Below are 26,067 nucleotides of genomic sequence, written 5' to 3'. Positions count from 1 at the left end.
CACCTCACAATCAAAAGGAAACGCCGCCCTCGCCCACCAGCTTCTCCAGCGCCCAGATCAGGACGAAGTCGATCAGCACGATCAGCACGGCAAACGAGAACACGGTAGGGTCGAGCGATGACACGGTGCGGCTGTACATCCAGATCGGCACGGTCATGACGTCGATGGTGTAGAGGAAGTAGGTCACGGTGAATTCGTTGAACGAGACGATGAACGCCAGCAACATGCCCGCCAGAATCCCCGACTTCATCAACGGCACCACCACATCGACAATCGCCCGCAACGGTGAGGCGCCGAGCATGCGCGCGGCTTCTTCGACTTCGCTGCCGATAGAGAGCATCGCGGCGGTGCAGTTTTTCACCACGAACGGCAGTGCCAGAATCACGTGGGCAATCACCAGTCGCGAGGTGGTCATGTGGAACGGCAGACTGTCGAACACCAGCAGCAACGCCAGGCCCAGCACCACCATCGGGAACACCAGCGGCAGCGACATCAGTTGCAGCGCCACGGTTTTGCCACGGAATTCGCAACGGGTCAGCGCGTAGGCCGCCGGCACCGCAATCAGCGTGGCGAAGATCATGGTCAGGCACGACACCAACAGACTGGTGGCCATCGCCTGGCCAAGGCTCAACACATCACTGGCGTCCGGTGACACGAAGGTGTGCCACGCCGCTTTGTACCACTGCAGGCTGTAGCTGCTCGGCGGGAAGTCGAGGTTCGACGCGCCGCTGAACGACATCACGATCATGGTCAGGATCGGCAACACCGCCAGCAGCAAAATGAATCCGGACAGGATCCCGGCGAACTTGCCGGTATCGCCCGGCAGCAGCGCCATGCGTTTCTTGGTCAGGGCACTCATTGCGAAGCCTCCAGCAAACGGCGACGGCGGCCGGTGATGTATTCGGACAAGGTCATGATCGCAAGCGTGGTGACGATCAGCACCACCCCGGCCGCCGACGCAGCCGGCCAGTTCATCAGCGGCGCGATCTGGTCATGCACCATCACCGCGAGCATCGGCACGCGCCGACCACCGAGCAGCAACGGCACCACGAAGCTGCTGGCGTTGTAGGCGAACACCAAGGTTGCCCCGGTGATGATCCCCGGCAGGCTCATCGGCAAAACCACCTGACGGAACACCTGAAAACGACTGGCACCGAGGGTCGCCGCGGCCTCTTCGTACGAACGCGCGACGCCGCGCATCGCACTGGCGATTGGCAGTACGGCGAGCGGGAACGCAGTCTGCACCAGGCCCATCAACACGCCGTTCTGGTTGTACAGCAGCATGATCGGCCGCTTGATCAGGCCCAAGCCCATCAGCGTCTGGTTGAGCATGCCGCCGGGACCGAGGATCACCAGCCAGCCGTAGCTTTGCAGCAGCAGGTTGACCAGCAGCGGCAGCAGCACGGCGGCGAGGAAAATCCGCCGCAGAAATGGCGAGGTCAGGCGAGACATGGTGTAGGCCACCGGGATCGCCAGCACCACCGCGATCACCGCGCTGATCAGCGCCAGCCGCAAGGTCAGCAGCAAGGATTTCAGGTAATAGGGTTCGAGCAACTGGGCGTAACTGGCGAGGCTGAACCCCGTCCACTCCGCGCCCTTGGTGCCGACGCTCATGCGCAATACCAACAGGCTGGCGGCAATCAGCACACCCAGAAACAGCATCGACGGCGTGAGAAAAAACCACGCCCGGGCCGTCGGCGAAACACCGCGCACCGGGCGCACGCCAGCGGTGCCGACCGGTTGGGTCAGGGATTGATGTTCCATAGCAATGATCTCGTCAATGGAAAGCAAATCTCTCAAACACCGCAGTCTCCTGTGGGAGCGGGCTTGCTCGCGAAAGCGGTGGGTCAGTCAACCACTGTGGCGACTGACAGATTGCATTCGCGAGCAAGCCCGCTCCCACAGTAAATGTGTGGTGTTTGGGAGCACGGCGTCAGGAAGAAAAGATTTCCGTATAACGACGAATCCATTGGTCATGCACGGTCGCCAGGAAGGCGTTGTCGTGCATGATCGCCTTCTCGGCAATCTGCTCCGGCGTGAGGATGAACGGACTCTTGCGCGCCTCGGCGGAGATGATCGCCTTGGCGTTGACCGGGCCGTTGAAGATGTCTTCGGCCATCTTGCCCTGCACCAGCGGGTCCAGAGAATGGTCGATAAAGGCATAGGCCAGATCGGTGTCGCCCGGACGGTTTTTCGGCATCACCGAGAGCATCAGGTCGGTGTAAAACCCTTCCTTCATGCCGAACGTGGCGCCAAGGCCGTAGTTCGGATCACGGATCTGTTTCGGGAAAAATGCCGGGGCGTACAGCCCGCCCATGTCCAGCGAACCGGTGCGGAACAGTTCGGCGATCTGGTTAGGGTTCTCGCCGAGCGTGACTACGCGATCCTTGAGTTCGGCGAGTTTCTTGAAGCCCGGCTCGATGTTGTGTTCATCACCGCCAGCGAGTTTCGCGGCGATGATGATCAGGTCCATCGCCTCGGTCCAGTTCGGCGGCGGCAGGAAAATGTTCGGGGCCAGATCGACGTCCCATAGCGCGGCGTAACTGTCCGGCGCTTCCTTCTGGGTGCGCGTGCTGTAGACCAGACTGTTGCACCACAGCAGGTAACCGATGCCGTGACCGTTGGCCCCGGTGCGGTATTTTTCCGGCACGTCGACCAGATTGGGAATGCGATTCAGATCAGGCTTTTCCAGCAGTCCGGCGGCGGCCAGACCTTCGGCGCCGACGCCCGCCAGGGTGATGATGTCGTACTGCGGACGATCACCGCCGGCCTTGAGTTTGGCGACCATTTCCGAGGTGCTGCCGGTGCGGTCGGCGATAACCTTGGCGCCGGTCTTGGCCTCGAACGTGGCGGCGATGTTGCGCAATGCGGCGAGACCGGTGTCATCCGACCAGGTCAGCAACCGCAAGGTCTTGCCGGCGAAACGTGTGTCGCTGGCACTGGCCCGGATGAAGGGCATGCTCATGGCGGCCGCAGCCACCGAGGCCACGCCGACGGTTTTAATGAATTGACGCCTGTTCAGATCGTGCTCGCCCATGACGGACTCCCTTTGTTCTTTTAAGTATGAGGTTGGTCGCAACCGTTGCATCCGCGCGGCCGGATCCGCGCCAAGCCCCGTATTACAAGGGCTTTAGCGCTGCCGACGGGTTCATCCTGAGGTCGTGCAAAACACCTGACTATCGATAAAAACTCATTGAAGCCATGACGCCGACGCATGCCTCGTTGCGAGGCATGCGCTCACCTTTTTCGGGCGTTCAGAGCGCCCGGATCACGTGTTTGATTTCCTGAAACGCGGCCAGGCCCCACGGCCCCAACTCGCGGCCGATGCTGCTCTGCTTGTAACCGCCCCACGCCGTTTGCGGGAAGATCACCTGCGGCGCGTTGAGCCACACCAGCCCCGCCTGCAGGGCGTTGGCGACACGGTCGGCGGTCTCGGCGTTACGCGTCACCACACTGGCGACCAGACCGAACTGGCTGTCATTGGCCAGCGCGATGGCCTCGGCCTCGTTGCGGAAACTGCGCACGCACAACACCGGGCCGAAAATCTCTTCGCACCACAACGCACTGCCGAGGGGCACGTCGGTGAACACGGTCGGCTGCAAAAAATATCCGCGTGGCAAATCTGCCGGACGATTACCGCCACACAGCAGCTTTGCCCCGGCACTCAAACCACGGTCGATGTGGCCGAGCACACGTTGGTATTGCGCCTGATTGACCAGCGCGCCCATTTCCACATTCGGATCGAACGGGTCAGCCACCCGAATCGCCTGGGCACGTTTTTGCAGACGCTTGAGAAATTCCTCTTCCAGCGCTTCGGCGACCAGCACGCGGCTGGTGGCCGAGCACATTTGCCCGGCGTTGAAGAAACCGCCGCCACAGGCCAGTTCCACGGCAAGCTCCAGGTCGGCATCTTCCAGCACCAGCAGCGACGATTTCCCACCCAGTTCCAGGCTCACACCCTTCACGGTTTCAGCGGCGCGTTGCATCACCTGAACGCCAACCGCATTGCTGCCAGTGAAGGAAATCTTGGCGATACGCGGATCGGCCGACAGCGGCGCGCCCACCGCCAGACCGGTGCCGCAAACCACGTTGAAGACACCCTTCGGCAGGCCGGCTTCGGCAATGATCGCCGCCAGTTCCAGCTCTGGCAACGGCGTGACCTCCGACGGTTTGAGCACCACGCAGCAACCGGCAGCCAGGGCCGGCGCGAGTTTCCATGCAGTGGTGACCATCGGGAAATTCCACGGCACGATCAGCCCGACCACACCGCACGGCTCGCGGCGCAGACGTGCGCTGAAATCATCGCTGGGCAGCGGCACGTCGCTGTCGAGTTTCGCGTCGAGACCTTCGGCCAGCTCGGCGTAGTACTCGAAGGTGGCGATCACGTCATCGACATCGATGGCCGCTTCGAATTGCGGTTTGCCGTTGTTGCTCGACTGCAGTTTCATCAGGTGATCACGACCGTTGCGCACACCATTGGCGATGTTGCGCAGGATCACAGCACGTTCGGCGCCGGTGGTTTGTGACCAGGTTTTAAATGCTTCAACGGCGACGGTCACCGCGTGATCCACGGCCAGTTCGTCACCGCCATTGACCGTGGTCAGCAGTGCTTCGGTGGCCGGGTTGATCACCCGCAGATGTTCTCGGCCGGCAGACCATTGGCCGTTGATGTAGAGGCCGTCGAGGGTGGTTGGGAAGTTGATCATTTGCTCACCGCCTGCATCCACTGGTTCTGGTCGATTTCAATCACCGTCGGGCCTTGACGATCCGTCGCCGCACGCAGCGCGCCGCGCAGTTGCTCCACCGAACTGATCGCTTCGGCAGCGCAGCCCAGCGCCTTGGCCACACCAATGAAATCCGGGGTGTAGATGTCGACGCCGACCGGCTCGATGGCGCGGTTGACCATGTACTTTTTGATCTCTTCGTAGCCCTGGTTATTCCAGAGCAGGACGATCACCGGGGTGCGCGCTTCAACGGCGCTGGCCAGTTCCGGCAGGGTGAATTGCAAGCCACCGTCGCCGATCAGGCACACCACCGGCGGACGAGCGCCGCCCTCGACGCTGCCACCGAGCCATGCGCCGATGGCCGCCGGCAAGGCGTAGCCGAGGGTGCCGTAACCGGTGGACGAGTTGAACCAGCGGCGTGGATGCTCCGGGTTGAAGGTGAGGTTGCCGGTGTACACCGGTTGCGTGGAGTCGCCGACAAATACTGCATCCGGCAATTCATGCAACACGGTTTCAAGGAAACGGGTCTGGGCCAGGGTCGGCGCATCCCAGCTCGCGGCCAGATCATCCCGTAGACGTGCAGCACGCACCTGACCCCAGTCGTTGCGTCGCTCGGCCAGCGGCTTGTGCGACAACGCGCTGAGCAGTGCTTGCGCGGCGTTGCGCGAGTCGGCAACCAGTGCGACGTGTGGCGGATAGTTACGCACGGTCTGGTCGGCATCGATGTCGATGCGCAGCAACTTGCCGGGGATTTCGAAACCGCCGGCGAAGGTGACGTCGTAATCGGTCTCGGCCAGTTCGGTGCCGATCGCCAGCACCACGTCGGCGTCGGCGACCAGTGCGCGAGTGGCGACCAGACTTTGCGTCGAACCGATCAGCAGCGGATGGCTGGACGGCAACATGCCTTTGGCGTTGATGGTCAGCGCCACCGGGGCGTCGAGCAATTCGGCCAGTTCGGTGAGTTCGGCGGCGGCATCGATTGCACCGCCACCGGCCAGGATCAGCGGACGCTGGGCGCCGGCCAGCAACTCGCTCATGCGGCTGACGGCAGCAGGTGCAGCACCGGCGCGATCAATGTTGACCGGCACGCTGGCGAGCAAGTCATCGGCCTCTTCCACCAACACGTCCAGCGGAATCTCGATGTGCACCGGACGCGGACGCCCGGCCTGAAACAGTGCGAAAGCACGTGCCAATACACCGGGCAATTCCGACGCCGACATCAGCGTGTGGGAGAACGCAGCGACGCCACCGACCAGTGCGCTCTGGTTCGGCAACTCGTGGAGTTTGCCGCGACCGCCGCCCAACTGGTTGCGGGTCTGCACGCTGGAAATCACCAGCATCGGGATCGAGTCGGCATAAGCCTGGCCCATCGCTGTGGTGATGTTGGTCATGCCCGGCCCGGTGATGATGAAGCACACGCCCGGTTTGCCGCTGGTGCGCGCGTAACCGTCGGCCATGAAACCGGCGCCCTGCTCATGCCGTGGAGTGACGTGGTTGATGCTCGAACGGGCCAGCCCGCGATACAGCTCCACGGTGTGCACGCCGGGAATGCCGAACACCTGCTCGACCCCGTAACCTTCGAGTAACTTGACCAGTACTTCGCCACACGTCGCCATGTCATTGCCCTTCTTGTTCATTTGAGACACAAGGCCCCTCTTGGGAGCCGTGGAATGGCCTCATTGGAACGGTGGGCAGGTAGCCGCAACAATCGATTAAAAGTCATACTAGCCATGTCCTCACGTCATACCTTGGATCCACATGAAACGACTGCCTCCCCTGCCCGCCCTGCACACGTTTCTGATCACCGCGCAGTGCTGCAACTTCACCCGGGCCGCCGAGCAGTTGCACATCACCCAAGGCGCGGTGAGCCGGCAGATCGCCGGGCTGGAAGATCATCTGGGGTATGAATTATTCATTCGTCTGGCCCGGGGTCTGGAGCTAACGGCTGAAGGTCGCGAGTGGTTGCCGCGCGTAGAGAAGGTGTTTGGCCTGATCAGCGAAGCCACCGAGCAGATCGGCCTCAAGCGTGAAACCCTGCAACTGAAGGCACCGAGCTGCGTGATGCGCTGGCTGGTGCCGCGCCTGTTGCAGTGGCAAAAAGAACGGCCGGACGTGCCGGTGAAACTGACCACCACCCTGGCCCATGGCGTCGACTTTCAGCGCGAGCAATTCGATGCTGCAGTGATTTATGGAACAGCGCCGGACAACTCTTCCACGGCGCTGCATCTGTTCGACGAGCAACTGACACCCGTCTGTTCACCGACACTGCTCAAAGGCCCGCCGGCATTGTCCGAGCCGGCCGATCTGCAACAACACCTGCTGCTGCATCCGACCCGCGACACCCAGGACTGGAAGGTCTGGCTGACCGCCGCCGAGTTGCAGTTGAACAATGTGAACATGGGTCAGCATTTCGAAACGCTGGATCAGGCCATGTCGATGGCGTCGCACGGGACGGGGGTGGCAATCGGCGACTGGTCGTTGATCGGCGACGACCTGCGCGCCGGACGACTGGTGATGCCGTTTGAACTGAAGGTGAAGACGGGGCTGGCGTATTACGTGGTCGTGCCACACGCAACGGAACCGTCGCCGCAGCTGGAGGAATTGATGATCTGGCTGGTGGAGCAGGCGCATTTGCGCTGAAGCCTTCCCCCTCACCCTAGCCCTCTCCCGAGGGAGAGGGGACCGATTGCGGGATGCTCAGGAAGTACACCGACCTGAAAGGGTTGTACCGAATCCATAATCGACTCGAGCACTCAGGTCGATGTACAGCGCCAGACAACTCGTTCGGCTCCCTTTCCCTCAGGAGAGGGCTGGGGTGAGGGGCGAGGATTCGCTCAATAACCGACTGTAAACCGCTGGCGCGAATGCTTCGGCGTTTCCACTTCGTCGATCAGCGCAATCGCGTAGTCGGCAAAGGTGATCGAGCTCTGGCCTTCGGCGCTCACCAGCAAGTCATCCTTGCCGACGCGAAACTTGCCGGTGCGCTCGCCTTCGACAAACAGCGCCGACGGCGACAGGAACGTCCAGTCCAGCGCCTTCTCCTGACGCAAGGCCTCAAGGAACGCCGCCCCGGCGCTGGCCTCAGCCTTGTACTCGGCCGGAAAACCGGCACTGTCGATCACTCGGGTGCCGTCCGGCAGCAACAGCGAACCGGCACCACCGACAACCAGCAGACGCTTCACGCCCGCCTGCTTCACTGGCCCGACAATTGCGCTGGCCGGAACCGTGGCGAAATGTGCAGCGGTAATCACCACGTCGTGACCCGTTACTGCGTCTTGCAATGCCGCCGCATCCAGCACGTCGACGTTCTTGCTGACCACACCGGCACGGGCGCCGATCTTCGAGGTATCCCGAGCGATGGCGGTGACGCTGTGCCCCCGACGCAGGGCTTCTTCCAGCAGTTGACTACCGGCACGGCCGGTGGCACCAATGATTGCGATTTTGCTCATGACATTCTCCAGTTGGCTTGAGAGTGCTGCGTTTTCAGATTCGGCTTACCACTGCATTTCGCCCTTGGCGACTTTCGCGCTCAGCTCCAGCGAGCTTTCTTCGCCCAGTGTCGGGTAGCGTTTTTTCATCGCCGCGATCAGTGCGGCAGAGTCCTTGGCCTTGGCGGTTTCCTGATCGAACGCCTTGATGTAGTCGGCGGTGAATTTCACGCTGTCCAGTGAACGGCTGCTCTCGCCCAGATAGTGCCCCGGCACCACGGTTTTCGGTTTCAGGGTTTCGATCGAGTGAAGGGTTTCCAGCCAGTCGGCGTGGGATTGCGCGGTCTGGGTGTCGGCCATCCACACATGAATGTTCTCGGCGACGACCACGCCGCCGACCACGGCTTTGAGCGACGGGATCCACACGAAGCTGCGATCCGGCTGTTTGCCCTCAAGCCCGACCACCTGCAATTTTTGCCCTTCAAGCATCAAGCTGTCGCCCTTGAGCACACCCGGCACAATGGTTTTAGCCGGCACGTCGGCGCCCATTTTCGGGCCCCAAAACGCCAGTTTGCCTTCGACGGTTTTATTGATGTGATCCACCGTCGGTTGCGAAGCGAGCACCTTGGCGTCCGGGAACGCTTTGGTCAGGGTGTCGAGGCCGAAGTAGTAATCCGGGTCACCGTGGCTGATGTAAATGGTGGTCAGGTGCTTGCCGCTGGCGCGAATCTTTTCCACCACTTGCTCGGCCTGGGATTTGCCGAATTGTGCATCGACGAGGATCGCGTCTTTCTCACCACTGACCAGCACCGAAGTCACCGGGAAAATCGCCTGGGTGCCCGGGTTGTAGACATCGAGCGTGAGGTTGGCCGCAGCCGCATGGGCGGCGAACCCGAGGGAGGCGGTGGCCAGTAAAACGCGTTTGAGCGAGGTGAAGCCGATCATGGGTTGCTCCGTTGTGCGAATGCCGTGCTTGGCGATGGGACAGAGCTTAGTTGCCAGACTCAGTACAAAAAATGCGATGCTTGAACATAGTTTGTTTCTGAAAGCGGGCAAATCATGGATCGTCTCCAAGCAATGCGGGTGTTCGTCACGGTGGTGGATCTGGGCAGCCAGTCGGCGGCGGCCGATCATCTGGATCTCTCACGCCCGGTGGTTTCACGTTATCTGGCGGAGCTGGAAGACTGGGTCGGCGCGCGTCTGATGCACCGCACCACGCGCAAGTTGAGTCTGACCGCCGCCGGCACTGAAATCCTCCCGCGCTGCCGGCAGATGCTCGAGCTCTCGACCGACATGCAGGCCGCCGTCAGCGAACCCCACGATGCGCCGCGCGGCCTGCTGCGAATCAGCGTCAGCACCTCGTTCGGCCAGGCACAACTGGCCGATGCGATGGCGGCGTACGTCAAACGCTACCCCGGTGTCAGCATTGATCTGCAAATGCTCGACCGCACGGTGAACCTCGTCGATGAGCGCATCGATCTGGCGATTCGCACCAGCAATGATCTCGACCCCAACCTGATCGCCCGCCGTCTCACCGTTTGCCGTTCGGTGGTCTGCGCCGCGCCGGACTATCTGCAAGAACACGCCGCGCCACAACGGGTCGAGGATCTGAGTCGACACAATTGCCTGACCCACTCCTACTTCGGCAAAAGCCTGTGGCATTTCGAAGAGGACGGCGAACCGGTGTCAGTGCCGGTGCAGGGCAACATCAGCGCCAACGAGGCCAGCACCCTGCTGCGCGCGACACTGGCCGGCGCGGGCGTGGCGATGCTGCCGACCTATCAGGCCGGGGTGCACATTCATTCGGGAGAATTGATTCGCTTGCTGCCTCAAGCAGAGCCACGACAGATGAACATCTACGCAGTCTATGCCTCACGCAAACACATGCCCGCGGCGCTGCGCAGCATGCTGGATTTTCTGGTGCTGAGATTTCCCGAAAATCCGCAGTGGGATGATGGCCTGTAGAAAGCAAAACTTGTTCTATGCTGAAAGTAATACCGGAGGGTATACGTTCAGAGGTCGAACACCATGAACACCAGAACAAGAAGATACTTCGCGATATTCATCACCTGCGCCGCGACGCTGGCGCTGTACGGCACGGCGGCCTGGCGGGTCGAGCAATTGCGGCAGCTGCCCCGCGAATACGCGAGCTGTAACTTCGAGCGCTGCATTCCGCACAACGCCACGCTGAATGCGCTGCGCTGACTGACCAGAGCTGAACCTGGCTGGGCTGGAACGGGATCCTGTGGGAGGGGGCTTGCTCCCGAAAGCAGTGTGTCATCCAGCATTGATGAAAACTGCTACACCGCATTCGGGAGCAAGCCCCCTCCCACAAATTTTGCAGCGTTAGACAATCACTGCTCGGCTTTGAGACGGTCACGGAATGCCTTTGGCGAAATGCCGACCCTGCGCCGGAACAGGCGCGTGAAGTTGGTCGGATCGGAAAACCCCAACAGCTCCGACATCTCGTAAATGGTCATGCTGGTGTACGTCAGCAAGCGCTTGGCTTCCAGCAATTGACGCTCGTGCATGATCTGCAACGCCGGTTGCCCCGCTAGTTCACGACACGTGCCGTTGAGGTGCGACACCGAAATCCCAAGACGATGCGCCAGGTCTTCGACCTTCACATGCTGGCGGTAAGTCTCCTCCACCAATTGGATAAATCCGTTGAGGTATTCGCGCTGACGCTGCGGACGCTGACTGGCGGTGTGCCGCACGATCGCCTGGCGACTGACCCAGACCATGATCACGCTGACCAGCGAATGCATGAGCATTTCCCGCGCCGGCTGATGGCCGTTGTACTCGGCTTGCAACGCCGAAAACAGGCTGTTCAGATAATCGCCGTCCGCGCCCGCCGGGTAGTTTTCCGCCCGGGCCAATGCGTGCACCGACTCGCCCAGTTGCGCCTGCAAGTGAGTGATCAACGGCGTAGCGAGGGTGACGATGAACCCTTCGACATCTTCGGAAAAGCGGAAGCCATGCACCGATAACGGTGGCAGCACTTGAATGGCCGGGGTTTGCAGTTGCGTGCGCTGACCTTCGATTTCAAGCTCTGCCTGACCTTTGAACACGAAGAGTAACTGGCACAAATCAGCGTGGCGATGGGGTTTGATTTCCCATTGATGTTCGCGACTGCGTGAGGAAATGGTTTCACAGTGCAGCAAGTCAGGGGTCGGCCAGTCCAGGCTTTCACCGTAGAGCTTGAACACTGGAATCGAAGGCAGTTCGGGCTTGTTCATCACTTCAATCCAGGCCTCGAAGGTTGCGGGCGATAATCGCACCGATTGGCAGAAAGTACAGGGTTCGGCTCAGTTTTCACCTTCAATTGACAGACCCGCAAGGGAAAAATGCAAGCACTCGATCCATAAAAATCATTCACCGGCGATAGTCCCGTGAAGCTTGCGAGTCATAAAAACAATGAAAACGCTGAAAACCCAAGTCGTCATCATCGGCGCCGGTCCGTCCGGATTACTCCTCGGTCAGTTGCTGCACAACGCCGGCATCGACACCCTCATCCTCGAACGTCAGACACCCGATTATGTCCTCGGCCGCATCCGCGCCGGCGTGCTTGAACAAGGCATGGTAGAGCTGTTGCGCCAGGCTGGCGTGAGTCAGCGCATGGACGCCGAAGGGCTGGTTCACAGCGGCTTCGATCTGGCACTGGACGGGCGTCAGGTGCACATCGATCTGCACGCACTGACCGGTGGCAAGACCGTGATGATCTACGGTCAGACCGAAGTCACCCGTGACCTGATGGCCGCTCGTCGGGAGGCCGGTGCGCTGTCGTTTTATGCGGTGAGCGATGTCGTTCCCCACGGCATGAAAAGCGACGAAGCCTTCGTCACCTTTGAAAAGGACGGTGAAACCTGGCGCGTCGATTGCGATTACATCGCCGGTTGCGACGGCTTCCACGGCGTCGCCCGGCAATCGATTCCGCAGAATTGCCTGAAGGTCTTCGAGCGGGTTTATCCGTTCGGCTGGCTGGGCATTCTCGCCGACACCCCGCCGGTGCATGAAGAACTGGTCTATGCCCGCCACGAACGCGGCTTCGCGCTGTGCAGCATGCGTTCGGCGACCCGCACCCGCTATTACCTGCAAGTGCCGTCGGATGAAAATGTCGATGACTGGAGCGATCAACGTTTCTGGGAGGAACTGAAAACCCGTCTGCCTGCCGGGCTGGCGGAGAAACTGGTCACCGGCCCGTCGATTGAAAAAAGCATCGCGCCGCTGCGCAGTTTTGTCGTCGAGCCGATGCAGTACGGACGGATGTTTCTGGTCGGCGACGCGGCGCACATCGTTCCGCCAACCGGCGCCAAAGGCCTGAATCTGGCGGCAAGCGACGTCAGCACGCTGTTCAACATTCTGCTCAAGGTCTATCGCGACGGTCGTACCGATCTGCTGGAGAAATACTCTGAGATCTGCCTGCGCCGTGTCTGGAAAGCCGAGCGGTTTTCCTGGTGGATGACCTCGATGCTGCATCGCTTCGACGAACACGATGCGTTCAGCCAACGCATCAGCGCCTCGGAACTGGACTACTTTGTCAGTTCAGAAGCGGGTCGAAAAACCATTGCAGAAAATTACGTCGGACTTCCTTATGAGGCTATCGAATAGCCTGCTACCGACTTACACTGGCGAGCATCCCCGCTCGCCTGGCGATCTGCGGGACTCACACTGCCCGCAGGTTTTGCCCGTGACCAATCTCAATCACCCCGAAACGCCCAAACCGGCCATTCGCAGCGTGCTGGTCGCGCTGATGATGGCGATCTTCCTCGGTGCGCTCGACCAGACCATCGTCGCCGTGTCGATGCCGGCCATCTCTGCTCAGTTCAAGGATGTCAGCCTGCTGGCCTGGGTGATTTCCGGGTACATGGTGGCGATGACCGTGGCCGTGCCGATCTACGGCAAGCTCGGCGATTTGTACGGGCGACGCAAACTGATGCTGTTCGGCATGGGCCTGTTCACCCTTGCCTCGTTGTTCTGCGGAATGGCCCAGAGTATGGAGCAACTGGTGCTGGCGCGGATTCTTCAGGGCATCGGCGCTGGCGGGATGATTTCGGTGAGCCAGGCCATCATCGGCGACATCGTGCCGCCCCGCGAACGCGGCCGATATCAGGGTTACTTCAGCAGCATGTACGCGGTGGCCAGTGTGGCCGGCCCGGTGCTGGGCGGTTACATGACCGAATACCTGTCGTGGCGCTGGGTATTTTTCATCAACCTGCCGCTGGGCCTCGGCGCGTACTGGGTGGCGCGGCGCAACCTGCGCGGGCTGCCGATTCCGCAGCGCAAACCGATCATCGATTATCTTGGCACACTGCTGATGATCATCGGCCTGACCGCCCTTCTACTCGGCATCACCCAGGTCGGTCAGGGGCATTCGTGGCGCAGCAGCGAAGTACTCGGGCTGTTCGCCTGTGCGGTGGTGGTGCTGGCGGTATTTGTCTGGCATGAACGACGTGCGCGGGAGCCGTTGCTGCCGATGCACCTGTTCGCCAACCGCAACGCCTTGCTGTGCTGGTGCACGATTTTCTTCTGCAGTTTCCAGGCGATATCCCTGATCGTGCTGATGCCGCTGCGTTATCAGAGCGTCACCGGCGCCGGGGCTGACAGCGCGGCGTTGCACTTGCTGCCGCTGGCGATGGGCCTGCCGATTGGTGCGTATTTCGCCGGGCGGCGCACGTCGATCACCGGGCGCTACAAACCACAGATTCTGACCGGCGCGATGCTGATGCCGATCTCGATTCTCGGCATGGCCTTCAGCCCGCCGGAGGCGACGTTGCTCAGCGGACTGTTCATGCTGCTCAGCGGGATTGCCGGCGGCATGCAGTTCCCGACTTCACTGGTGGGAACGCAGAACTCTGTCGAACAACGCGACATCGGCGTGGCCACCAGCACCACCAACCTGTTCCGCTCGCTGGGCGGCGCAGTGGGCGTGGCGTTGATGTCGGCGCTGTTGCTGGCGTTGTTGCAGGATTCGAGCTTCGCGCATCTGGCCGGCGGTTCGCTGATGAGCGAAGGGCATTCGGGGAACGTTTTGCTGGACGGCTTGAACGCCGCGCCGGGCGACGCACAGAATGCGTTGCGCGGGGAATTGCTGGTGACCTTCCGGCATTTGTTATGGGTCAGTGCGGCAGTATCGCTGCTGGGCCTGGCAGCGGCGATAGCGATGCCCAACAACCTGCTGCGCGGGCGGGAGCACGGCGCTAAATAACCGCAACACCATAAAACCCCGTGGGAGGGGGCTTGCTCCCGAAATCGGTGGATCAGCCAACTTCATTGTTGAATGACCAACCGCTTTCGGGAGCAAGCCCCCTCCCACAGTAGCGAGTGCTTCACTTAGGGGCTGTAGTAACCGACAGCCACAAGGAAATGCCCGACCTTCTTCAGGTAGGCATGCTTGTCCTCGACCTTGCCAGTGACCGGGTTCTTCCAGCGGTACTCGTATTCGCCCTCATCCTGCTTGGCGATCAGCGCCAGAATCGGCTCGCCCACCGGTTTTCCCTCCGGATCCTTGATCTTGCTGAAATCGGTGTTGATCAGACGCAGGTTGGTGCCGTGAGCGACGTAGCGCTGGGTATCGAGATCGACGACAAACACGTACAGATCATCCTGCAGGTAACCGCCCTTGAGCGAGTTGATGGCCGTCAGGGTGACCTTTTCGTTTTTGCTCAGATCAGTCGCCGCTTTGTCGAGCAGCGCTTTGGCTTGCTCGGCCGAGGCCCGTGGCAGGTAATAACCCACGGCGAGAATCCGCTGGCCGATGCGCTGATAAAACACATGCTTGCGTTCGACTTTGCCGTCGGACCAGTTCTGCCAGCGGTATTCGGCTTGTTGAATGCCGTTGCCTTCCGGCACTTTCAGGGCGTCCTTGAAGGCTTTCTGCAAATCCGCCGGGAGCACCTCGCTGACGTCGCGACCAATCAAGGCTGACGATGGCCCGCCGCTGGCGAGCATCACGCCTTTGGTGTCGACCACGAACACGTAGCGATCCTTGTCGACGAACTCGCCCTGGCGGCTGAACGCGGCGAACGCCTTGTCACCGTTGTCGTGGTAGTAGGCCAGCGCTTTTTCCAGCAGAGCAATGGCGGCCTTGCCGTCGTCCTTTTCCGTGGTCGCCGCGTTGACCTGAGCGAAACACATCAGCAGCACCGCGCCGAGCCAGGCCAGCTTATGCAAAAACCCCATGACGCATCCCTCGTTCTTGTTGGTGTTTCAAGAGCGTAGACGGGTTGGGCTTATAAGGGAGTTGAACTTGAATCCAGAGATTGCAGGGTTCTGTGTCGCCACAAAGAACCCTGTTTTTGGCTATGGCCGGGAATTGATCTGCTGCTGCAAGTTCTGGATCTGCGCCTGAAGGGTGTTGAGGTTGCGGGTCATCTGGGCGCGGAAGGCGTCGAATTCGGCTGTGTTGCCGCCACTTTGCGCAGCCGCCGGGCGGTTGTCCTGCTCGCTTTTGAGGACAACGATTTCCTGCTCCAGACGATCGATCGCCGCGCTCGGATTGCCCTGTTTCTTCAGTGCGGCAATATCCGCGCCGAGGCTCTTGAACTGCGCATCGAAGCCCTTGAGTTGGGCGTCGACCTTGCTGGTGTCGGCGGGTGTGCTTTTTACCGTCGCCAGTTCTGCACTGAGGGCTTTGACCTGCGCCTGCAACTGGGTATTGGCGTTCTGCTGTTCGGTGGTCTGGGCGGTCATCTGCGCCAGACGCTTGTCCAGATCGCTGGCCTGACCGGCCACGCCCTGCTGCTGTTTGCTCTGGTCGAGCAGCTTGCCCTCCAGTTGCTTGATCTGCAGTTTCAAGGCTTCGCTGTCGCTGGTGACATTGGTCTGGCTGGCGACGACTTTGCCGGAAATGTCCTGCAGACGCCCTGCTGCTTCTTCGCTGATCCGCGCGAAGCTTTCCTGAGTAGCGACCAATTGCTGCTCCATCAGCGAGATCTGCTGGAAACTCCACCAGGCCAAGCCGATGAAGGCAAAGAACAGTGCGCCGACCAGTGCCCACAACGGCCCGGTGCTGGCGGCTTTGACCTTGACCACCGGCGGTGTGCGCGAATGCACGGAGGTGCGGGCAGTGGTCGGGATGTCATCGTCGTCGAAGGTGTCGGCACGCAGGCTCGGGACATCATCAAAATCGTCGTGGGCATCATTACGCATGGACATTGAGGCAACCTTTGTGGAACGCGGTGATGGCTAAATGCTGCGAAGTATAACCGCCGCAGCCGCAGGGATTGACCCTCAAGCGGCGGTGCGGTTCATTGCCGGCCGGCCGAATCGTTGCAATGCGTTTCAGCGAAGATCCTGCGCTTTCCACCAGCCACAGAACTCATCCAGTGCCGACCACAGGCTGACTTTCGGATCGTAGTCCAGATAATGCCGGGCGCGACTGATGTCGAGGGTGAAATTTTTTTTCATCACTTGCATGCCCATACGCGACAGCGTCGGTTCCGGCCGCCCCGGCCAGATTTTGCATGCGCCTTCGTTGAGCGCCGCGACGCTGTAGGCGAGTCCATAGGAGCGGTACTTGGTGACCTGCGGGACTTCCATTTTGCGCATCACGTAATTGACCACATCCCACAGCGGTACCGGCGCACCGTTGCTGATGTTGTAGGCCTTGCCGAGTGCAGAACCGGCGGCCAGCAGACTGCTGAGCATGGCTTCGTTGAGGTTCTGTACGCTGGTGAAATCGACCTTGTTCAAGCCGTTGCCAATGATCGCCAGACGGCCCTTGCGCTGCATGTTGAGCAGACGCGGAAAGATGCTCATGTCGCCGGCACCGGTGACAAAGCGCGGGCGCAGGGCAATGGTTTCCAGACCGAACTCCTGGGCGCCGAACACCTTTTGCTCGGCCAGGTATTTGGTCGCTGCGTAGTGATGTTTGAAGCGCTTGGGCACTTGCTCTTCAGTCAGGTTGAAATGGTCGCGCCCGTCGAAATAGATCGACGGCGACGACAGATGCACCAAACGTCGAACCCGCTGTTTCAGACACGCCTCGACGACGTTTTCCGTGACCTGCACGTTGCCCTGATGAAAGTCCTGATAACGGCCCCACAGCCCGACCGCACCGGCGCAATGCACCACGGCCTCAACGTCGGAACACAGTTCACGCACCAGCTCGGGATCGGTCAGATCGCCAGGAACGAACTCGGCACCCCGGCGCACCAGATGTTCGACGCTCTCGGCCCGGCGACCGTTGACCCGCACATCCAGGCCCTGCTCCAGGGCGAAACGCGCAAAGCGTCCGCCAATGAAGCCGCTTGCGCCGGTGACCAGAATTTTCATGTAAAGCTCCAATGAAACCAGCTGCGAGCTTCAAGCTTCGAGCTGCAAGTTTAAAACGGTGCGCAAGCGCTTCACTTGCCGCTTGCAGCTTGACGCTTATGGCTGCTTCCAGGGCACCAGCCATTGCGCTGAAGAACGCACCAGTTGCTCGGTCAGCAAGCCCAGCAACTGACCGCCATTGCGCCAATGATGCCAGTACAACGGCACATCGATCGGTTTATCTGGCAACAGTTCGCGCAACACGCCGCGTTCCAGTTGCTCGCGCACCTGCAGTTCCGGCACCAGGCCCCAGCCAAGTCCGGCTTCGGTCAGGCGGATGAAGCCTTCGGAGGACGGGCACAAATGATGTTCGAAACCGCCATCGACACCCACGGAGGCGAGGTAGCGATGCTGCAGAAAATCATCCGGGCCGAATACCAGCGCCGGGGTGCGCGGCAATTGCTCGGCCCGCACGCCATCGGGGAAATGCCGTTCGATGAAGGCCGGACTGGCCAGCGCGCGATAACGCATCGCGCCGAGCAACACACTGCGGGCGCCCGCCACCGGGCGCTCGCTGGCGCACAGACACGCCGCCACTTCCCCGGCACGCATGCGTTTGAGGCCGACGGTCTGGTCTTCGACGATCAGATCCAGCAACAAATGTTGTTCGGCACAGAAATCGCCCACTGCTTCCGCCCACCAGGTCGCGAGGCTATCGGCGTTCAGAGCGATGCGCAGGCGTTCCGGCAGCCCTTCTTCATCGAGCGCCGGCACGAGGGTTTGCAGATCGCGCTCAAGCAGGCGCACCTGCTGCACATGGTTGAGCAGACGCCGGCCGATTTCCGTGGGCGACGGCGGTGTGCCGCGCACCAGCACCGGTTGCCCGACCCGCGCTTCCAGCAGTTTGATCCGCTGCGAGATGGCCGATTGCGACAGACCCAGCACCTGCGCGGCGCGTTCAAATCCGGCTTGCTCGACCACGGCGGCCAGAGCGGAAAGCAATTTGTAGTCGAACATCAGTTTTCCTAATGAGCGATCAGCACTATTGGTTTTTCTTATACAGCGTTGGGCCGGAGAATAGCCAGCAAGCACTCTTTATCAAGGATTACCCAAAATGGCTGGCGAAACTTCACTCAGCACTTTGCTGCGCAGCATGAGTCCGCAGCTCAACGCCGGCGAATACGTGTTTTGCACTCTGCGCGACGGCCAGTTGCCGAGCGGTCTGGAGCTCGTGGGCAGCTTCCGCGAACAGGAAGGCCTGACGGTGATTCTGGAACGCTCCCACGCCGAACGGGCCGGGTTCAGCTTCGACTACGTCGCCGCGTGGATCACCCTGAACGTGCATTCGGCGCTGGAAGCCGTCGGCCTCACCGCCGCTTTCGCCACCGCACTGGGCAAGGCCGGGATCAGTTGCAACGTGATCGCCGGTTACTACCACGACCATCTGTTCGTCGGTCAGGCCGATGCCGAACACGCCATGCAAGTGCTGCGCGATCTCGCAGCCAACGCGGAGTAATTGTCATGTGGCAAAGCTATACCAACGGTTTGCTGGTGGCCTTCGGACTGATCATGGCGATCGGCACCCAGAATGCTTTTGTACTGGCCCAGAGTCTGCGTCGCGAGCATCACCTGCCGGTTGCCGCGCTGTGCGTCGCCTGCGATGCATTGCTGGTGGCGGCAGGTGTGTTCGGTCTGGCCACGGTGCTGGCGCAGAACCCCACGTTGCTGGCGGTCGCCCGCTGGGGCGGCGCGGTGTTCCTGATCTGGTACGGCAGCCAGGCGTTGCGTCGGGCCTGCTCGAAACAGAGTTTGCAACAGGGGGAAAACCAGACAGTGCGCTCGCTGCGGGCGGTGATGCTCAGTGCACTCGCGGTGACGCTGCTCAACCCGCACGTCTATCTGGACACCGTGCTGCTGATCGGCTCCCTCGGTGCACAACAATCGGTGCCGGGCGCCTATGTGGTGGGGGCGGCGAGTGCTTCGCTGTTGTGGTTTTTCACTCTGGCGCTGGGCGCGGCATGGCTGGCACCGTGGCTGGCTCGGCCGAGCACCTGGCGGATTCTTGATCTGGTCGTGGCGTTGATGATGTTCACTGTGGCGGGTCAGCTCATTCTGGCTTCTTGATTATTCCAAACAGCTAAGGGGATGCCCTCGCTAAATGACGGTCGCGCCGGCCCTTCGGGTTGGAGCTGTGATCGTGCCAAGCGGCGTTGCGGGACTCGAAGAGGCAAAAAGCATCCTCTTCGTCCCGCGCCTTGCTTGGCACGATCACAGCTCCAACGCGATCCGTCATTTAGCGAGGGCATCCCCTTGAACCTCTATCCCACACAGTTGTTGCGTGGTTAAGCCGCAACCCCGGTGCTATGATCCGAACCCTGCGCCGCAAAGAGTAAAAACTCGCCGGTGCATTTCTGGCCGCCCGTGATCGGCCTTGCGCTCACCGCAACAGACCTGATTAGGAGAATCATCATGGCTTTCGAATTGCCGCCGCTGCCTTACGCACACGATGCCCTGCAGCCGCACATTTCCAAGGAAACCCTGGAATTTCACCACGACAAGCACCACAACACCTACGTCGTGAACCTGAACAACCTGGTGCCAGGCACCGAGTTCGAAGGCAAGACCCTGGAAGAAATCGTCAAGACTTCCTCGGGCGGCATCTTCAACAACGCCGCTCAGGTCTGGAACCACACTTTCTACTGGAACTGCCTGGCGCCAAACGCCGGCGGTCAACCAACCGGCGCACTGGCTGAAGCCATCAACGCGGCGTTCGGTTCGTTCGACAAGTTCAAGGAAGAATTCAGCAAAACCTCGATCGGCACCTTCGGTTCCGGCTGGGGCTGGCTGGTGAAAAAGGCTGACGGTTCCCTGGCTCTGGCCAGCACCATCGGCGCCGGCAACCCGCTGACCAGCGGCGACACCCCGCTTCTGACCTGCGACGTCTGGGAACACGCTTACTACATCGACTACCGCAACCTGCGTCCGAAGTACGTTGAAGCGTTCTGGAACCTGGTTAACTGGAAGTTCGTTGCCGAGCAGTTCGAAGGCAAAACCTTCACCGCTTAAGCTGCGCGCCAGACAAAAAACCCGGCAATTGCCGGGTTTTTTCATGCCCTGAATTCGTGCAGGCATTCCATGGCGACTTTCCCACAATGAAAGCAGGCATTGCGCTCTTGCTCCCAAGCCACAGCGGACTACCATCAAACAGAGGAAATTTGTCGCACACCGCTCAAGTTGAGGGCCGAAACTACCGACACAGTACAATCAGGGCAAATACTCCAGGCAGCCCTTCGGCCAAGGCCACAGGCAAATGTCCTTTTGCCTGATTGTCCCTTTGACTGCCACCACGGGATTGCCAATACTCATGGCAACTTGACGCTACCCGCACGGAACAAGGAATAACCCTTTGAAGCTGGAACTCAAGAACAGCTTGTCGGTGAAGTTGCTCAGGGTCGTGCTCCTGTCGGCATTGATCGTCGGCGTGGTCTTGAGCTGCGCGCAGATCGTTTTCGATGCCTATAAAACACGCCAGGCCGTCGCCGGTGATGCTCAACGCATCCTCGACATGTTCCGCGATCCCTCCACCCAGGCCGTTTACAGCCTGGACCGGGAGATGGGCATGCAGGTGATCGAAGGCCTGTTCCAGGACGATGCCGTGCGTCAGGCCTCCATTGGCCACCCCAATGAAGCGATGCTCGCGCAGAAAACCCGTGAGCTGCAGCATTCCAACAGCCGCTGGCTGACCGACCTGATCCTCGGTCAGGAGCGCACCTTCACCACACAACTGGTGGGACGGGGCCCGTACAGCGAGTATTACGGCGACTTGAGTATCACCCTCGACACCGCGACCTATGGCGAGAGCTTTATCGTCAGTTCGGTGATCATTTTCATTTCCGGCGTCCTGCGTGCACTGGCCATGGGTCTGGTGCTGTACCTTGTCTATCACTGGCTGTTGACCAAGCCGCTGTCGCGGATCATCGAACACCTCACCGAAATCAATCCCGACCGCCCCAGCGAACACAAGATTCCGCAGCTCAAGGGCCACGAAAAGAACGAACTGGGGATCTGGATCAACACCGCCAACCAGTTGCTCGAATCCATTGAACGCAACACTCACCTGCGCCACGAAGCGGAAAACAGCTTGCTGCGCATGGCCCAGTATGACTTCCTCACCGGCCTGCCCAATCGCCAGCAGTTGCAGCAGCAACTGGACAAGATTCTGGTGGACGCCGGCAAGCTGCAACGCCGGGTTGCGGTGTTGTGTGTAGGCCTGGATGACTTCAAGGGCGTCAACGAACAATTCAGCTACCAGACCGGCGACCAGTTGCTGCTCGCCCTGGCCGATCGTCTGCGCGCTCACAGCGGTCGCCTCGGCGCCCTCGCCCGTTTGGGCGGTGACCAGTTCGCGCTGGTCCAGGCCGATATCGAACAACCCTACGAGGCAGCAGAACTGGCGCAAAGCATTCTTGATGACCTGGAGGCGCCGTTCGCGCTCGATCATCAGGAAATCCGTCTGCGCGCGACCATCGGCATCACCCTGTTCCCCGAGGACGGCGACAGCACCGAGAAGCTGTTGCAGAAGGCCGAGCAGACCATGACGCTGGCCAAGACCCGTTCACGCAACCGCTATCAGTTCTACATTGCCAGCGTCGACAGCGAGATGCGCCGCCGTCGCGAACTGGAAAAAGACCTGCGCGACGCCTTACTGCGCGATCAGTTCTACCTCGTCTATCAACCGCAGATCAGCTACCGCGACCATCGCGTGGTCGGCGTCGAAGCGCTGATCCGCTGGCAACACCCGGAACACGGCCTGGTGCCACCGGATCTGTTCATTCCGCTGGCCGAGCAGAACGGCACGATCATCGCGATTGGCGAATGGGTGCTCGATCAGGCCTGCAAGCAATTGCGCGAATGGCACGATCAGGGCTTCGTCGATTTGCGCATGGCGGTCAATCTGTCCACCGTGCAACTGCACCACGCCGAGCTGCCACGGGTGGTCAACAACCTGCTGCAGATGTATCGCCTGCCGCCGCGCAGCCTGGAGCTGGAAGTGACCGAAACCGGCCTGATGGAAGACATCAGCACCGCCGCCCAGCACCTGTTGAGCCTGCGCCGTTCCGGAGCCTTGATCGCCATCGACGACTTCGGAACCGGCTATTCCTCGCTGAGTTATCTGAAGTCCCTGCCGCTGGACAAGATCAAGATCGACAAGAGCTTCGTCCAGGATCTGCTGGATGACGACGACGATGCGACCATCGTTCGCGCGATCATTCAACTGGGCAAGAGTCTCGGCATGCAGGTCATCGCCGAGGGCGTGGAAACCGCCGAACAGGAGACTTACATCATCTCCGAAGGCTGCCACGAAGGTCAGGGCTACCACTACAGCAAACCGCTGCCGGCCCGCGAGCTGAGCGTCTATCTCAAGCAGGCACAACGCAGCAACGCGGCGATTCTTTGATTCAGCGCATAAGCACCGGCTAAATAAGAAATATTTCCAGCCACAACCCTTTACACATAATGCGAAAGATTTGCATTATGTCGCAGCTTTGCGCACCCCCGCGCCTGTCCATTCAATTACCGAAGCAGGATGTTCGCCATGATTCGTATGCCTCTGGCTACCGCCAGTCTGCTGGCCATCGCTATTTCCCTCGCCGGTTGCGGCGAAGGCAAAGACAAGGCTGCCGCCCCGGCCACGCCGACTCCAGCCGCCAGCACCGCCGCTCCTGCGGCCGCGCCAGCCGCTGCCGGTAAAGTCGACGAAGCCGCTGCCAAGGCAGTGGTCGCGCACTACGCCGACATGGTCTTCGCCGTTTACAGCGATGCCGAATCCACCGCGAAAACCCTGCAAACTGCCGTCGACGCATTCCTCGCCAAGCCGAACGCCGACACCCTGAAAGCCGCCAAGGCTGCCTGGGTCGCCGCCCGCGTTCCTTACCTGCAGAGCGAAGTGTTCCGCTTCGGCAACACCATCATCGACGATTGGGAAGGTCAGGTTAACGCCTGGCCTCTGGACGAGGGTCTGATCGACTACGTCGACAAATCCTACGAGCACGCACTGGGTAACCCCGGCGCCACCGCCAACATCATCGCCAACACCGAAGTACAGGTCGGCGAAGACAAGGTCGACGTCAAGGACATCACTCCGGAAAAACTCGCCAGCCTCAATGAGCTGGGCGGTTCCGAAGCCAACGTCGCCACCGGCTACCACGCCATCGAATTCCTCCTGTGGGGTCAGGACCTCAACGGCACCGGCCCTGGTGCCGGCAACCGTCCTGCATCGGACTACCTGGAAGGCGCCGGCGCCACTGGCGGTCACAACGACCGTCGTCGTGCCTACCTGAAGTCCGTGACCCAACTGCTGGTCAGCGACCTGGAAGAAATGGTCGGTAACTGGAAGCCGAACGTGGCCGACAACTACCGCGCCACCCTGGAAGCCGAGCCGGGCGAAACCGGTCTGCGCAAAATGCTCTTCGGCATGGGCAGCCTGTCCCTCGGCGAACTGGCGGGCGAACGCATGAAGGTTTCCCTGGAAGCCAACTCGCCTGAAGACGAGCAGGATTGCTTCAGCGACAACACCCACAACTCGCACTTCTACGATGCCAAAGGCATCCGTAACGTTTACCTGGGCGAGTACACCCGTGTTGACGGCACCAAGATGACCGGCGCCAGCCTGTCGTCGTTGGTAGCCAAGGCCGACCCGGATGCCGACACCGCACTGAAAGCCGATCTGGCCGCGACCGAAGCGAAAATCCAGGTCATGGTCGATCACGCCAACAAGGGTGAGCACTACGACCAGTTGATCGCTGCCGGCAACACCGCCGGCAACCAGATCGTGCGCGACGCCATCGCTTCGCTGGTCAAGCAGACCGGTTCGATTGAAGCCGCTGCCGGCAAGCTCGGCATCAGCGACCTGAACCCGGACAACGCTGATCACGAGTTCTGATCACAGCGTCCGTGTCAGAAAAAGGCGACCTTCGGGTCGCCTTTTTCATGCCTGATGTTCACAGTCCCCGTAGGAGTGAGCCTGCTCGCGATAGCGGAGTATCAGTCGGCTAATTCTTGGCTGACATTCCGCTATCGCGAGCAGGCTCGCTCCTACAGGGGTTTGCATTGGCCTTCGGATTTGCGCTACGTCGAGCAAACGATAATTCCTCTTATTCAAACCCCCTCGCCCTGTTAGACTTTGCGCCTTTATTTTTGCCCGTCCGCAGGATGTCTGATGCCCTCGCTGCCTCTTCGCTTGTCCGCACTGTTTCTGGCCCTGGGCCTGAGTGCCTGCGATGACGCCCCGCGCTTCACCAAGGCCGAACCTGGCGAAGCACGCTCGGGCGGCACGACGACGGTGCGCAAGACCGATCAGAACGCGTTTTCTCTGCCCTCGGCGAACCTGCCGCCCTCGCGTCGGGTGGATTTCAGCGTCGGCAACAGCTTCTTTCGCAGCCCTTGGGTGATCGCACCGTCGACCACCACCGCCCGCGATGGCCTCGGCCCGTTGTTCAACACCAATGCCTGCCAGGGTTGCCACATCAAGGACGGGCGCGGTCATCCGCCGACGCCCGACGCGGCCAACGCTGTGTCGATGCTGGTGCGCCTGTCGATTCCCGATGCGCCAGAGTTCGCCAAAGTCATCGAGCAGGTCGGCGTCGTGCCGGAGCCGGTTTACGGCGGACAGTTTCAGGACATGGCGGTGCCCGGTGTCGCCCCCGAAGGCAAGGTCCGCGTCGAGTACACGCCGGTGCCGGTGCGCTTCAAGGACGGCACCGAAATCGAACTGCGCAAGCCGGTGTTACAGATCACGCAACTGGGTTACGGGCCGATGCACCCGGACACGCGTTTTTCGGCGCGCGTCGCCCCGCCGATGATTGGTCTGGGCCTGCTCGAAGCGATCCCTGAAGAAGCGATCCTCGCCAACGCCGCTGCGCAAGCCAGAGCGAAAAACGGCATCAACGGCCGGCCCAATCAGGTCTGGGATGACGCGCTGCAGAAAACCGTCATGGGCCGATTTGGCTGGAAAGCCGGGCAACCGAACCTCAATCAACAAAATGTTCACGCGTTTTCTGGTGATATGGGCCTCACGACAAGTTTGAGACCCTTCGATGACTGCACCGACGCGCAAACCGCCTGCAAACAGGCGCCGAACGGCAATGGCCCGAACGGCGAGCCGGAAGTCAGCGACAACATTCTGCGTCTGGTGCTGTTTTACAGCCGCAACCTCGCCGTGCCTGCCCGTCGTGGCGTCAATGATGAGCAAGTGCTGGCCGGCAAGAACCTGTTTTTCCAGGCCGGTTGCGATTCGTGTCACACACCCAAATACACCACCGCCGCCAATGCGGCCGAACCTGAACTGGCCAATCAAGTGATTCGCCCGTACAGCGATCTGCTGCTGCATGACATGGGCGACGGTCTGGCCGACAACCGCACGGAATTCCAGGCCTCTGGCCGCGACTGGCGCACCCCGCCGTTGTGGGGCATCGGCCTGACCCAGGCGGTCAGCGGCCACACCCAGTTTTTGCATGACGGCCGCGCACGCAATTTGCTCGAAGCGGTGCTCTGGCACGGCGGCGAAGCTGCAGCTGCGCAGCAACAGGTTTTGTCTTTCAATGCCGAACAGCGTGCCGCGCTGCTGGCATTTTTGAACTCACTTTAAACACTAATAAAGA

At 60.7% G+C, this 26,067-nt stretch carries 23 protein-coding genes; 11 read left to right on the top strand and 12 right to left on the bottom strand.

From position 1 onward, the window contains the following. Positions 1-10: 10 nt before the first annotated feature. The 5 genes from F2P67_RS26235 to F2P67_RS26215 all read right to left on the bottom strand — a co-directional run bounded on the left by F2P67_RS26235 (position 11) and on the right by F2P67_RS26215 (position 6,340). The gene (locus F2P67_RS26235) at positions 11-859 is read right to left on the bottom strand and encodes an ABC transporter permease (RefSeq protein ID WP_166225780.1); all 849 of its coding nucleotides are present in this window, start codon (positions 857-859) and stop codon (positions 11-13) included. Beyond that, the gene (locus F2P67_RS26230; RefSeq protein WP_166225777.1) at positions 856-1,764 is read right to left on the bottom strand and encodes an ABC transporter permease; all 909 of its coding nucleotides are present in this window, start codon (positions 1,762-1,764) and stop codon (positions 856-858) included. Before F2P67_RS26230 ends, F2P67_RS26235 begins: the two co-directional genes overlap by 4 nt. A 169-nt stretch (positions 1,765-1,933) precedes the next feature. Further along, positions 1,934-3,037, bottom strand: a complete 1,104-nt coding sequence (locus F2P67_RS26225; protein WP_166225774.1) for an extracellular solute-binding protein — start codon at positions 3,035-3,037, stop codon at positions 1,934-1,936. A gap of 217 nt (positions 3,038-3,254) precedes the next feature. Next, positions 3,255-4,706 (bottom strand): aldehyde dehydrogenase family protein, encoded by a 1,452-nt coding sequence (locus F2P67_RS26220; RefSeq protein WP_166225771.1) that lies wholly within the window; start codon positions 4,704-4,706, stop codon positions 3,255-3,257. After that, positions 4,703-6,340 carry a 5-guanidino-2-oxopentanoate decarboxylase gene (locus F2P67_RS26215; RefSeq protein WP_166225907.1) on the bottom strand — a complete coding sequence of 546 codons (1,638 nt, stop codon included), beginning with the start codon at positions 6,338-6,340 and terminating at the stop codon, positions 4,703-4,705. The genes F2P67_RS26220 and F2P67_RS26215 overlap by 4 nt, the downstream gene beginning before the upstream one ends. 142 nt (positions 6,341-6,482) lie before the next feature. On the opposite strand from F2P67_RS26215, the gene F2P67_RS26210 reads away from it, so the two are divergent. Continuing rightward, positions 6,483-7,364, top strand: a complete 882-nt coding sequence (locus tag F2P67_RS26210; protein WP_166225768.1) for a LysR substrate-binding domain-containing protein — start codon at positions 6,483-6,485, stop codon at positions 7,362-7,364. A 194-nt stretch (positions 7,365-7,558) separates the two neighbouring features. Here F2P67_RS26210 and F2P67_RS26205 read toward each other — a convergent pair whose 3' ends face one another. Further along, positions 7,559-8,173 (bottom strand): NAD(P)-dependent oxidoreductase, encoded by a 615-nt coding sequence (locus tag F2P67_RS26205; RefSeq protein ID WP_166225765.1) that lies wholly within the window; start codon positions 8,171-8,173, stop codon positions 7,559-7,561. Between the two features lie 45 nt (positions 8,174-8,218). Beyond that, positions 8,219-9,097: an MBL fold metallo-hydrolase gene (locus tag F2P67_RS26200; protein WP_166225762.1), complete on the bottom strand. Its 879-nt coding sequence runs from the start codon at positions 9,095-9,097 to the stop codon at positions 8,219-8,221. Positions 9,098-9,211: 114 nt separating this feature from the next. On the opposite strand from F2P67_RS26200, the gene F2P67_RS26195 reads away from it, so the two are divergent. Continuing rightward, entirely contained in the window at positions 9,212-10,117 is a 906-nt protein-coding gene (locus F2P67_RS26195) for a LysR family transcriptional regulator (RefSeq protein ID WP_218583439.1), read from the top strand. Between the two features lie 63 nt (positions 10,118-10,180). Then, on the top strand, positions 10,181-10,357 hold the full coding sequence (locus F2P67_RS26190) for a hypothetical protein (protein ID WP_166225760.1): 177 nt from the start codon (positions 10,181-10,183) through the stop codon (positions 10,355-10,357). Positions 10,358-10,506: 149 nt separating this feature from the next. On the opposite strand, the gene F2P67_RS26185 is transcribed toward F2P67_RS26190, so the two are convergent. Beyond that, on the bottom strand, positions 10,507-11,391 hold the full coding sequence (locus F2P67_RS26185; RefSeq protein WP_166225753.1) for a helix-turn-helix domain-containing protein: 885 nt from the start codon (positions 11,389-11,391) through the stop codon (positions 10,507-10,509). A gap of 178 nt (positions 11,392-11,569) precedes the next feature. On the opposite strand from F2P67_RS26185, the gene pobA reads away from it, so the two are divergent. Both pobA and F2P67_RS26175 read left to right on the top strand, forming a co-directional pair. Continuing rightward, positions 11,570-12,763 carry a 4-hydroxybenzoate 3-monooxygenase gene (pobA, locus tag F2P67_RS26180; RefSeq protein ID WP_166225750.1) on the top strand — a complete coding sequence of 398 codons (1,194 nt, stop codon included), beginning with the start codon at positions 11,570-11,572 and terminating at the stop codon, positions 12,761-12,763. A 79-nt stretch (positions 12,764-12,842) separates the two neighbouring features. Next, on the top strand, positions 12,843-14,360 hold the full coding sequence (locus tag F2P67_RS26175; protein WP_166225747.1) for a DHA2 family efflux MFS transporter permease subunit: 1,518 nt from the start codon (positions 12,843-12,845) through the stop codon (positions 14,358-14,360). Positions 14,361-14,485: 125 nt separating this feature from the next. On the opposite strand, the gene F2P67_RS26170 is transcribed toward F2P67_RS26175, so the two are convergent. From F2P67_RS26170 to F2P67_RS26155, 4 genes are all read right to left on the bottom strand, one after another. Beyond that, entirely contained in the window at positions 14,486-15,334 is an 849-nt protein-coding gene (locus F2P67_RS26170) for a cache domain-containing protein (RefSeq protein WP_166225744.1), read from the bottom strand. 120 nt (positions 15,335-15,454) lie between these two features. Further along, positions 15,455-16,309, bottom strand: a complete 855-nt coding sequence (locus tag F2P67_RS26165) for an ATPase (protein ID WP_166225741.1) — start codon at positions 16,307-16,309, stop codon at positions 15,455-15,457. A gap of 126 nt (positions 16,310-16,435) precedes the next feature. Next, positions 16,436-17,428, bottom strand: a complete 993-nt coding sequence (locus tag F2P67_RS26160) for an NAD-dependent epimerase/dehydratase family protein (protein WP_166225737.1) — start codon at positions 17,426-17,428, stop codon at positions 16,436-16,438. A 96-nt stretch (positions 17,429-17,524) separates the two neighbouring features. Continuing rightward, positions 17,525-18,424 (bottom strand): LysR family transcriptional regulator ArgP, encoded by a 900-nt coding sequence (locus tag F2P67_RS26155; protein ID WP_166225734.1) that lies wholly within the window; start codon positions 18,422-18,424, stop codon positions 17,525-17,527. Positions 18,425-18,521: 97 nt separating this feature from the next. On the opposite strand from F2P67_RS26155, the gene F2P67_RS26150 reads away from it, so the two are divergent. The 6 genes from F2P67_RS26150 to F2P67_RS26125 all read left to right on the top strand — a co-directional run bounded on the left by F2P67_RS26150 (position 18,522) and on the right by F2P67_RS26125 (position 26,054). Next, positions 18,522-18,923, top strand: a complete 402-nt coding sequence (locus F2P67_RS26150; RefSeq protein WP_166225732.1) for an ACT domain-containing protein — start codon at positions 18,522-18,524, stop codon at positions 18,921-18,923. A gap of 5 nt (positions 18,924-18,928) precedes the next feature. Further along, positions 18,929-19,531 (top strand): LysE/ArgO family amino acid transporter, encoded by a 603-nt coding sequence (locus tag F2P67_RS26145; RefSeq protein ID WP_166225729.1) that lies wholly within the window; start codon positions 18,929-18,931, stop codon positions 19,529-19,531. A gap of 345 nt (positions 19,532-19,876) precedes the next feature. Next, on the top strand, positions 19,877-20,473 hold the full coding sequence (locus F2P67_RS26140; RefSeq protein WP_003227660.1) for a superoxide dismutase: 597 nt from the start codon (positions 19,877-19,879) through the stop codon (positions 20,471-20,473). Positions 20,474-20,813: 340 nt separating this feature from the next. Continuing rightward, complete coding sequence (locus F2P67_RS26135) at positions 20,814-22,865, top strand: putative bifunctional diguanylate cyclase/phosphodiesterase (protein ID WP_166225726.1); 2,052 nt, start codon at positions 20,814-20,816, stop codon at positions 22,863-22,865. 138 nt (positions 22,866-23,003) lie between these two features. Beyond that, a complete protein-coding gene (locus tag F2P67_RS26130) occupies positions 23,004-24,350 on the top strand; it encodes an imelysin family protein (protein ID WP_166225723.1) in 1,347 nt (448 codons plus the stop codon). A 276-nt stretch (positions 24,351-24,626) separates the two neighbouring features. After that, positions 24,627-26,054: a di-heme oxidoreductase family protein gene (locus F2P67_RS26125; RefSeq protein WP_166225720.1), complete on the top strand. Its 1,428-nt coding sequence runs from the start codon at positions 24,627-24,629 to the stop codon at positions 26,052-26,054. Positions 26,055-26,067: the final 13 nt, after the last annotated feature.

Source organism: Pseudomonas atagonensis, from assembly GCF_011369485.1.
Lineage (GTDB): Bacteria > Pseudomonadota > Gammaproteobacteria > Pseudomonadales > Pseudomonadaceae > Aquipseudomonas > Aquipseudomonas atagonensis.
This window is presented reverse-complemented; position numbering and strand designations above follow the sequence as displayed.